This is a genomic window from Methylobacterium sp. Leaf111 (assembly GCF_001423285.1).
Lineage (GTDB): Bacteria > Pseudomonadota > Alphaproteobacteria > Rhizobiales > Beijerinckiaceae > Methylobacterium.
Genome location: NZ_LMNE01000039.1, coordinates 1 through 9,766, shown reverse-complemented (window position 1 = coordinate 9,766; position 9,766 = coordinate 1). Strand labels below are relative to the sequence as shown.

The following is a 9,766-nucleotide window of genomic DNA, read 5'->3' as shown; positions in this document are numbered from 1 at the left end:
GCTTCATCTTCGCTCCTCAGGGGCTACGATGAACCAGCCATCCTCCGTTCGTGAAGACCCTCAATCTGTCCCACAGGTGCTGACGTCGGACAGGTGCCCGTGACGGCGGCGCCGTAGGCATTCTGACTGGCAAACGTGCCGTTCGTAAGCCCACTGGCCGAGAGGGGCGAGAACCCTGCAGGAAGTCCTGCGAGGGTGTCGGAGTAGGTGGATGCGGCGATCGTCGCCAGCGTTGCCGCTATCGTTCCCATGTATCGAACTCTTCTCGCAGGTTCTGGCATAGGCAGCACCGGGTAGGTGCGGCATGCCTATTTTGACCGACGGTAACGCAAGCTCGACCGAAAGCGATCCTAAGCCGGTGCCGCTATGAACGTTCGGCCGGTGACGCTGGCCCGCCGCATGCTATCCCAGCGTCATGGCTGATTCGAACGCGACCACCGGCGAACTCTACAAGGCGAAGGCCATCCTTGAGGCGGACGTCGTCGCAGCGGTCGACGCCTTCATGGCGGATCCGACCACCACGGCGTTCCTGTTCGGTGAAGGCTACCGGCTCGACCTCGCCGAGGCTGTGAGCTCGCACGAGTGGGCGAAGGTCACTGTCGCCAACTAGGAGGCCACCGATCACCTAAAGCGGGTTGCCGTGCGCACCGCCATCCTGCTGGCCCGGCCGGACAGCAGGTAACAGGTTACGCGGATCAGTTTGTTGCTGCGACGAGTAATCACCTGAGATTATGAGCTTGGATCAGGAGGCATCCAATGTCTTGGACCGTTGAGTGGAGCGAGGCCGGTGAGGCTGGCAGCTCCGAAGCCGAGTCGACAGTGCAGATCCATCTAGCCCTGAAAGGCGAAGAAGAGGCCCTCTCCATTGCAGGAAACCTGCTAGAAAGAGGGTGCGTTGTATGGTCGATCAAGAGAGATCACGGCATTCTTGAGATGGATAAGCATCGAATATTTCACCACTTTTATCCTCTCACCTCCTAACAATGCGCCGTCGGCAGTTCCGCGACCTGCGTGGTGTAGCGCGGGCTGCGCATCTCGAACTTCGTCGACCAGGTCCGCTTCTCCGTCAGGCCGGCGCGAGCCGGCACCACAGACCCACGCCCAAAGCGCGCATTGCAGGCGTCCATGGCCGCCATCAGCGGCGCGCTCCGCTCGCGGTCGAGTTGGCCGATGAGTGCCCGCGGCGCATCCGCCAGTGGCTTCAGGTCGGTCGTGACCACGCCGGCCTTGCTGTAGCGCCAGGGTCGCCCACCCGGTGCTTCGCGCCAGGTGCGGGCCACACCGGCCTGCGCAGCCTTGATCAGCGCCAGCGTGTCGTTCGTGGCCTCCGGCAGCGTCACCGTTGTGGAAACCGAGCGCATCGGATCGCCGCGGTCGTGCTCGCTCGTGTGGTAGAAGACAGAGACGTGGGTGGTGCCGAGGCCTCCGCGCCGCAGCTTCTCGCCGAGCCGCGTCGCGTGCGCGGCGACCGCCTGCTCCAGGGTCTCGCGCTTGGTAATGCGCCGGGAGAACGAGCGGGTCACCGCGCAGCCCTTGCGCTGGGCCGGCATAAGCTCGAGCGGCAGGCAGGCCAACCCGCGTAGCTCGTAGATGATGCGCTCGCCCACCACCGTCATGACTTTCCGAACCGGGCGCGGGTCGAGGTCGCGCAGATCCGCCACCGTGTCGACGCCGAGGCCGATGAGCTTTGCGAGCGAGGCCCGGCCAATGCCCCAGACCTCCGCCACCGAGATCCGACAGAGCCAGTGGTCGTAGGCCACGGGGTCGGTCAAGTCGCAGACGCCGTCGAGATCCGGGATCGTCTTGGCGATGTGGTTGGCGAGCTTGGCCAGGGTCTTTGTAGGCCCGATGCCGACGCAGGTCGGGATGCCCGTCCAGGCCCTCACCGTCGCTCGTAGGTCCCGCGCGAGCGTCACGCGATCCCGGTCTCGCACGTCCGAGAGGTCGAGGAAGCTCTCGTCGATGGAGTAGATCTCTACCGCCGGCGAGAAGTCCCGGTAGACCGCGTTCGTACGGGCGCTCATGTCGCCGTAGAGGGTGTAGTTCGAGGAGAAGACGCGCACGCCCTCACGCTGGCATTGCTGGCGGATCTTGAACCAGGGATCGCCCATCTTGATCCCGAGCGCCTTGGCCTCGGCGGTGCGGGCAATGGCGCAGCCGTCGTTGTTCGACAGCACGATCACCGGCGCGCGGGCGAGTTTCGGGTCGAACACCCGCTCGCACGAGCAGTAGAACGAGTTGCCGTCGATCAGCGCAATGGCCCGGCTCATCGCACAAGCCCGGCGCGGGCTACGTGCCAGCGGATCGAGAAGCGGACCACGCCCCAGATCTCGCCCTCGATCAGATCCTCGACGGCGAAGGCTGGTAGATCGGGATTGTCGAAGGCGAGGCGCGCGACGTTGCCCTCCATGACGAGGCGCTTCAGGCTCATGGTGCCGTCCACGATCGCCACGACGACGCTGCCGTTGCCGGGCTTGAGGCTGCGATCGGCCACCGCCAGATCCCGGTCGAAGATGCCGGCGCCGCGCATGGAATCGCCCGAGATGTTCCAAGCGAAGGTGGCGGGTGGGTTCGGCGCGAGCCAGCGGGGAAGCTCCAGGGAGCCCTCGAGGAAGTCGTCGGCCGGCGACGGGAAGCCGGCGCAGAGCGCGGCCCCCTGGATCGGAATGCGGACCGTACCAGCGCTATGGGGTGCGAGCTCGGCGACCTGCAGCAGCTTCATCGTCCGTCGCCCAGGTAGATCGCCCCGTCGCGGATGTAGCCGCGAGGAATGAGCCGGTTTCGCTGCGGGGAACTTCGCTCGGCTTCGTCCATGTCAGCGAGCGCATCGGCCAGAACCTGGACGAGGACGGCCCACGGATCGTCATACGCCGGCGCGGGATCGTCCTGAAAAAACTCCTCGGCTTTGGTGAGAGGTCGATCGCCAGTTCGTCCGTGCATCGGTGTCTCTCGTCTGATAGAACAAAAGAAGAACAAACACGGTAGGGGCGTTCGGCTCAAGCTGGTGCGAGGGACAATCTGTGGCCGCTGTGCACGCTTGTGGATGACGGGATGAAAGCCGAATGCGAGCAGGGAGTTACCGTTTCCACTGCACCGACGGTCACCATGCCGTGCTCGATTTAGCCGGCCGCTACCTGCGAGCCCGGTCCGATCTACGAGCAGAAGCGATGCGGGTCGCTAGGGCGATCATGGGCCGCTGCGCTGGCCGGCTCGACTGGTCGGCCTGGCTCGTTGACGTGCACGATGCTGCTGGTCGGCGTGTGCTGATCCTGATGTTCGAAGAAGCCGGTCCAGCACTGCGGGCGGCGTAAAGAGGAGTCCTACGATGGCAATGAAATCGACGTTCATGGTGCAGACGTTCGTGGTCAAGCGGAAGCGTCTCGTGCCAGGCGACCGCGAGGTGTCGCCGACAGAGAGCGGCGCACTGAAGAAGGCTGAAGCCATGGCAGGCCGGATGCCGGGCACGGCGGCGATCAAGGTCATCGCCGATGACGAGACTGGCGAGCTCGAAGCCGCGACGATCCTCGGGCAGTTCGGTGAGATCCCGGACGACTTTGCCGAGGCGCTGCAGAACGCCTGATGCCCTCATGACCTTCAGCGAAGAAGCAGCCGAGCTTCACCGCTTTGAGGCCGTGGCCTTGAGCCTCGGCCTTACCGAGCAGTCGTTCGAAGATGTCCTGCTGACGGTGGTCGCGGAGGGGCGTGTGAGCGGGAGGATGCCGGCGGATCAGCTTTCGGAGATCCGGCAGCGCATCCGTGAAGCTGCCGGCAGCCTTCGGCTTGTCAGACGGGCCCGAGAGCTTCAGCCTTCCCCGTGATACGGCTCGCTATCACCTGCGCGACCGCGACGTGGATCCTGACTAAGGATGGGCGGCGGCGCAGGGCGGGTGAGTCGGAGCCATCGGGAAGGACATCGCAGCCCAGAACCACTCTGGCGGCTCGACGCGCTTCCTGCAGTATCCGCGCAACGGCGAGATGACGAGCGCTACAGTCCAAGCCAGCTCCAGATCGCGGCTCGCCACCAAGGCCGGCACTCTGACTCATCGGGCCGCTGGGAACCCTCACGGGCTGGGTCGGTCGATTGCCGCGGGAGATAGCCGAGCATCTGCGGGTCCCCTGATCCTGAAATGCGTCAGGATAGCCGGATCATATGCGCAGCGAACTGCGTCCGGATGCCGTGCAATGCAGAGCACGAAAGAACCCGCTCAGGCACGAACCTGGCGGGCTCTCTAAGAGATGAAGCGATTAAGGTGCCAGATCAAAGTCAGACGAAGAATGCACCATCGCTGACAATTGCTCGTCCCTCGTTGACGCCGTGGTCTAGGTAGTGCTGCAGCGGATTGACGCCAGCTGCCGCGACGTCGGGATTGGCCGCTAGGTAAGCCTTGGTGTCGAATAGGCCTGATGGGTCTCGTCCCTCTTTCCAGCCGTTAGTTAGATAATGCTCAAGAGGATTGATCGCGGCAGCGGCAACATCCTTGTAAGCGTTGAGATACCCCTGAGTATCAAAAAATAGGTTGGGATCTCTGCCTTCATGCCATCCATACTGCGCGTAATGCGTCTCTGGATCAATTCCGGCCGTAGCTACATCACCGTACCGGCTAAGGTAGAATAGGTCGTCAACACTATTATTTCCATCCGCTTGATTGACCGTGACATCCGTGAACTTAAAAACTTCAACATTTGCAGTTTGGACAAAAACATTATTCGATTGAATCGTCACGCCAACACCCGCCGGAGCGATGAAGTAACTGTTAATTTGAGCATCAAACGCTATAGTGTCATTGCCGGCGTCGGCATCATAGTTATATGATCCACTGTGCAGATTAAATGTGTCATTACCTGCACCGGCGTATATATTACCGTTTCCGAATGTTCCATTGAAAGTGTCGTTACCGCTGCCTGCTATGGCTTCGAAGTTGAGATAACTGTCGTTTCTTCCGATCAAGTTGAATGTGTCATCCCCGCCATTGCCGTAAGTGAGACTGCTATCGATACCGAAGGGGTTAGATCCCTCTTGATAGGTCGGCGTGAAGATTTCGGATGCGGAGGTTCCACGAATAATAGCAGTCATTTTCGCTTCCCTGTTCTGAGCACGAGCCTTTTTGTTACGCCAAGCTAGTTTCAGCGGCGCAGAGCGGGATTAGGGTATGTCGTCGCCACGCGGACGCATATCACCCATTTGAGTTAGAAATTTACTGTTATCAATTTCGGAAATGGCATCAGATATTGCGCATCCCAAATTGTCGATATGGGGGACGAGAGCCCTAATTAGAGGGCGCTTTGGTGTGTGCCGCACGAAAAACCCGCCTTGGCGCGAGCCGGGCGGGTGACAGTATGCAGCAGCACTATCGGATGGGAGCGTGCGTATCGCTCAGTTGCTGCCGCCGCTTCCGCCGCCGGCGCTACCATTCGGAACTGCCTGCTCAGGCTTGATCGCGTTACCGCCGGCAGCTGAGTCCGAGGTCGCGGTATCTGCGCCCGTTGCGCCGCGTTAAACGACAACGTCCCGATCGTTCCCGGTGCTGTTCGGCTCCTGGGTAACGATCACGCCGCTTGGCGGTCGCAGCGCGCCACTCTGAGCAAAGGCAGGGGCAGCGGCAAGCAAAGCAACGCCGACGAGGGTGAGGAATTTCACGGAGGCACTTTCGTTCAAGGCGGGATCGAGTAGCTGCCGGCCATGCAGGCTACGATAAGCGCATTGCGTGTTCGAAGTTGCGGACGGCCTGTGTCGCACCCCCGGGCGATTTGAACGAAGAACCCGCCGCGGATTGCTCCGGGCGGGTAAGGTGGAGAAAGGGGTTCCTCGGGAGGAGGAGACCGATTCGTAGCAGGCCGGGCGATAGTCGCCTCCCTCATTTGAGGGACTAGATCGGCTACGCTCAGCCCGTCAGGCCGAAGCATGCTCTTGGCTCGCCACCGGACCAAGGACCAAGGCGAGGCATGGAGTTCGAGATTGGTTCAGACGGATAGACTGGGCATCGGCCGGTCCGGCGCGAAGGGATACGGCTCTCCAGCCGCACCATCCGATCCTGACTGCAGAGGCGTCTACCCTGCAGGCGCCGTCAGAACCAGCTTGCCCTCGAAAGGTGCCTTCCGGTTGCGGTTGCTCGTACAGGCATAGGTTTCTTGTCCCTCTTTCATAGTGCGAATGCGCAGGACGCCCTTACCGTTCTGCTTGACGAGATAGCCTTTCTCGCTGGCGACGTGGATAAGGTCGCCGTCCGCATGCAGCACGTTCGCATTCTCGAATTGACCCGGCGCGGTGAGGGTGACGGGCTCGGCAGCTTGGCTCACGATGTGCAGTTCCACATTCGTGTTGGCGGGCAGCCTCAACTCAGCCGGTGCGCAGACGGGCTTGTCACCGTCCATCGTGATCGTGAGTTCGACGGGGGGCATCACGCCACTCGAGGCCGGTGGTAGCGGCTTGCTCTGGGCCAGGGCGGTACTCGCGATCGACGAAGCGGCAAGCGCACCGAGTCCGAGCAAAGCGTAACGCATGGAAGTGACCTCGACACATCTGGATGGGGTGTCAGGAAAAGGGCTTCGCGGAGCCGGAGTTCCGGCACGCGGCGGGTCGCCGCAAGGCCGGAGCCCATGAAAAGAGTGTGTATGGGGCAAGCGACATCGCGCCCGATTGAGGGGGGTGTGGACTGTGCCATGTGAAATGACAGGCGGCGCCCGGACCGGCGATCGTTTTCCAGAGCCGCTTCGATGCGGAAGGATGTATGGCAACGTTCTTCATCGCCGACACGCATTTCGGGGATGCGCCCCTCGTCGAACGGCGGCGGCGGCACTTTGGATCGGTGGAGGGCCACGACGAAGCCCTGATCGCCCGCTGGAACGCGGTCGTTGGCCAGGATGACGATGTCTGGCACCTCGGCGACTTCGCGGCCGGCGCCAGCCGGGCCCATTGCGCCGCGGTGTTTGCGCGCCTCAACGGGATCAAACGCCTGGTGCGCGGCAACCACGACACCAACCGCGTGCTCGAACTGTCCTGGACGGACCCGCCCGTTGAGAGCGCCCGGATCACCGTGCGAGACTCGGAAGGACGAAATTGGCGCCTTTTCCTCTCGCACTACCCGCATCGGTCCTGGCCAGGCTTCTGGCGGGAGACCCGGCATCTCTACGGGCATACACATGCCTGCCTACCGGACACGAGCCGATCCTGCGATGTGGGGGCGGACGCCTGTGATTACCGCCCGGTCGACCTGACGATGCTCATCGCCCGCCAGGATGCTGCCGAGCAGGCCCCTGAGGAAATGGCAGTGCGCGGCCTCCGTTGAACTGATCGATCACGCCGGCACACCCGTCTCCTGACCTGAGCTGTGATAGAACCCCCGATGCGTTCCTGGCCCTGCTTCCTCGTCCTTCTCCTCGCCACGCCCGCACTGGCTGACCCGATCGTCGGCCGGGCATCGGCGATCGACGGCGACACGCTTGAGGTCCGCGGAACGCGGATCCGCCTGCATGGCATCGACGCTCCCGAGAGCGCGCAGATCTGCAAGGATGCTGAGGGCAAGGACTACCGCTGCGGCCAGACGGCGGCGCTCGCTCTGGCAAACCACATTGGCAAGCGCCTTGTGACCTGCGATCCGCGCGACACCGACCGCTACGGCAGGGTCGTCGCTGTCTGCCGCGCCGAAGCCGAGGATCTGAACGCCTGGATGGTCCGGCGGGGCCACGCCATCGCGTACCGGCGCTACACCGAGGACTACGCCAACGCCGAGCTCACAGCGAAGGCGCTGCGCCAGGGCATCTGGGCAGGCACGTTCCAAGAACCGTCCGAATGGCGCCGGGAAAAGCGCGCTGGCGGCGAGCAGGCGCGACCCGAGACGGTCACGCCGCCGAGCAAGGCGAGCGGCTGCAATATCAAGGGCAACATCTCGGCCGGCGGCGAGCGGATCTATCATCTACCCGGCTCACGCGACTACGAGCGAACCCGCATCAACGATCGAGCCGGCGAGCGCATGTTCTGCTCGGAGGACGAGGCGAAGGCGGCGGGCTGGCGGGCCGCGCGGGGCTGACCCAAGCGCCTTACAGCACCTTTTGTATTAGCTCACACTGACCATCGGCTAGCTCACCTGCCTCCAATTTCATAGCCGCAGATGCGGTATCTTCTTTGCTGATCCGGCAAGGCAATCCCATCTCTTGTCTCACCGGGGGGACAAGCGAAGCCTCACCGGCCAGGATCGGCACAATGTCCACTCTGACAGCGCCAGAGACAGTGGAGCTGACTGGCGTAGCCCGTCGGCAAGCGATCGCAGTCGCCAATGCAAACTGGTTTCGCGCAGTGGCGTGCAAAGCCCTTCGGGATGGTGGTCCCAAAGCCGAACTGCGAGCAGCGAACGCACGATTGGCTGCGCGGATCGTCGTAAAGCACGCGAGACGCGACGCGCTCGTAAATCGCATTACGAACGCTGCCCTGGCTGGAAGCTCCGCAGTTTCCGCCAGATAGGGCCAGAAATCATTAGGCCGAGTGTAGCCGCTTCGACGGCCGCAGTACCCGCTTAATAGTGGAAAATGCCGCGCTACTTCCTCCCTGTGAAAATCAGGATTGATCTTTCCGAGGTTCTAGGTCTTAGACAGATATCATATCTGTACAAGGAGAACCAAAGATGGATCACGCCACGTCTTACGTGCCTACTGACCACATCGAGCTAACCGCCGACATCGTGTCGGCCTACGTCTCGAACAATTCGATCCCAGTGAGCGAACTGGCCAACCTGCTCGCCTCCGTGCACACAGCACTAAGCGGTCTTGCTGCAGGTGGCACAAACAAAGCTGCCGAAGACGCCGTTGAGAAGCCGACGCCGGCTCAGATCAAGAAGTCGATTACACCAGACGCGCTCATCAGCTTCGAGGATGGCAAGCCCTACAAGACACTGCGCCGGCACCTGACCCTTCGCGGCCTCTCTCCTGAGGCCTACCGCGCCAAACACGGTCTGCCGGCCGACTACCCGATGACCTCAGCGAGCTACTCTGCACAACGGTCGGAGCTTGCTCGTAGCCTGGGCCTCGGGAAGCAGCGGAAGGGTCAGACCAAGGCTGCAGCTAAGGCCACAGCGGTGGAGGAGACGGTTTCCGAAGCTGCTGCTGAGACGAAGCCACAGCGCGCTGCGCGTCCGCGCAAAACAGCGGCAAGTAAGTAGAGCAATGACGGAGGGCGGCTACGGTGCCGCCGTCCTCCAAGACGCCGCCAAGGTGGTGTTAGACGCCGGCGAGCTACACGCCGAAAATGAGGCCCTGCGTACGGCCGCAGAGCCTCAGTCCATCAGTTCGGCAGGTGGCGGGGCATCCTCTGCATCCTAACCCAGGCAAATATCAGGGGCGCCCTGTACCGGGAGCTCGCGTCGCCTGCTATCGGTGTCAACTTTCCTTAGGCTAAAAGAGGTTAAGCTGCGGCGCTGTCCAGGATTGCCGCACCTCCGAGCCAGGCCGCTGCTGCCTCGAGCGTTTTGAAACGGTGCTCGACGCAATCGAAGGGTCGAGGCCGTGTCGCGGCCGGCAGGTCCTGCAGCAGCTCCGCGCACCACCTGGTATAGGAGCGCCTCCAGCAGTTGTCTCGCGAATCACGCCGCCAACGATGACCCCGTCGAGGGCCAGGTCGTAGCTGCCGGGTGCCAGCAGATGCAGCGTGTATGTCATCGGGCGGTCTGTAAGCGGTGTCTGGAGCCGCCCTTCCCGGGTTGATTGCGATGGGGGATTCTGACGGTCCCGGGTTCGGATCGTTTTATGTCTATGCTTGAGGATATGGTCGAGCCGC

General features: G+C 62.4%; 12 protein-coding genes. 7 read left to right on the top strand and 5 right to left on the bottom strand.

The features are described from left to right. Positions 1 to 415 precede the first annotated feature (415 nt). Positions 416 to 610 (top strand): hypothetical protein, encoded by a 195-nt coding sequence (locus ASF41_RS16680; RefSeq protein WP_056495134.1) that lies wholly within the window; start codon positions 416 to 418, stop codon positions 608 to 610. 367 nt (positions 611 to 977) lie between these two features. On the opposite strand, the gene ASF41_RS16675 is transcribed toward ASF41_RS16680, so the two are convergent. The 3 genes from ASF41_RS16675 to ASF41_RS16665 are packed head-to-tail and all read right to left on the bottom strand — an operon-like array spanning position 978 to position 2,940. Beyond that, entirely contained in the window at positions 978 to 2,270 is a 1,293-nt protein-coding gene (locus ASF41_RS16675; protein ID WP_056495131.1) for a Y-family DNA polymerase, read from the bottom strand. Beyond that, a complete protein-coding gene (locus ASF41_RS16670) occupies positions 2,267 to 2,722 on the bottom strand; it encodes a LexA family transcriptional regulator (RefSeq protein WP_056495128.1) in 456 nt (151 codons plus the stop codon). The genes ASF41_RS16675 and ASF41_RS16670 overlap by 4 nt, the downstream gene beginning before the upstream one ends. Further along, positions 2,719 to 2,940 (bottom strand): hypothetical protein, encoded by a 222-nt coding sequence (locus tag ASF41_RS16665; RefSeq protein WP_056495125.1) that lies wholly within the window; start codon positions 2,938 to 2,940, stop codon positions 2,719 to 2,721. The genes ASF41_RS16670 and ASF41_RS16665 overlap by 4 nt, the downstream gene beginning before the upstream one ends. A 122-nt stretch (positions 2,941 to 3,062) precedes the next feature. Between ASF41_RS16665 and ASF41_RS26685 the strand changes: the two genes are divergently transcribed. From ASF41_RS26685 to ASF41_RS16650, 3 genes are read left to right on the top strand one after another with little or no spacing between them, the layout of a single operon-like run. Continuing rightward, the gene (locus ASF41_RS26685) at positions 3,063 to 3,311 is read left to right on the top strand and encodes a DUF6894 family protein (protein ID WP_056495122.1); all 249 of its coding nucleotides are present in this window, start codon (positions 3,063 to 3,065) and stop codon (positions 3,309 to 3,311) included. Positions 3,312 to 3,325: 14 nt separating this feature from the next. Continuing rightward, positions 3,326 to 3,580, top strand: coding sequence for a hypothetical protein (locus ASF41_RS16655; RefSeq protein WP_056495120.1), 255 nt, complete (start codon positions 3,326 to 3,328; stop codon positions 3,578 to 3,580). Between the two features lie 7 nt (positions 3,581 to 3,587). After that, on the top strand, positions 3,588 to 3,818 hold the full coding sequence (locus ASF41_RS16650; protein ID WP_056495116.1) for a hypothetical protein: 231 nt from the start codon (positions 3,588 to 3,590) through the stop codon (positions 3,816 to 3,818). Positions 3,819 to 4,264: 446 nt separating this feature from the next. Here ASF41_RS16650 and ASF41_RS26210 read toward each other — a convergent pair whose 3' ends face one another. Further along, on the bottom strand, positions 4,265 to 5,074 hold the full coding sequence (locus ASF41_RS26210; protein WP_244479687.1) for a hypothetical protein: 810 nt from the start codon (positions 5,072 to 5,074) through the stop codon (positions 4,265 to 4,267). A 974-nt stretch (positions 5,075 to 6,048) separates the two neighbouring features. Beyond that, entirely contained in the window at positions 6,049 to 6,501 is a 453-nt protein-coding gene (locus tag ASF41_RS16645; protein ID WP_056495113.1) for a hypothetical protein, read from the bottom strand. 227 nt (positions 6,502 to 6,728) lie between these two features. On the opposite strand from ASF41_RS16645, the gene ASF41_RS16640 reads away from it, so the two are divergent. The 3 genes from ASF41_RS16640 to ASF41_RS24115 all read left to right on the top strand — a co-directional run bounded on the left by ASF41_RS16640 (position 6,729) and on the right by ASF41_RS24115 (position 9,152). Continuing rightward, positions 6,729 to 7,286, top strand: a complete 558-nt coding sequence (locus ASF41_RS16640) for a metallophosphoesterase (RefSeq protein WP_056495111.1) — start codon at positions 6,729 to 6,731, stop codon at positions 7,284 to 7,286. A gap of 57 nt (positions 7,287 to 7,343) precedes the next feature. After that, positions 7,344 to 8,027: a thermonuclease family protein gene (locus ASF41_RS16635; protein WP_056495108.1), complete on the top strand. Its 684-nt coding sequence runs from the start codon at positions 7,344 to 7,346 to the stop codon at positions 8,025 to 8,027. A 591-nt stretch (positions 8,028 to 8,618) separates the two neighbouring features. Beyond that, complete coding sequence (locus tag ASF41_RS24115; protein WP_082504640.1) at positions 8,619 to 9,152, top strand: MucR family transcriptional regulator; 534 nt, start codon at positions 8,619 to 8,621, stop codon at positions 9,150 to 9,152. Positions 9,153 to 9,766 lie beyond the last annotated feature (614 nt).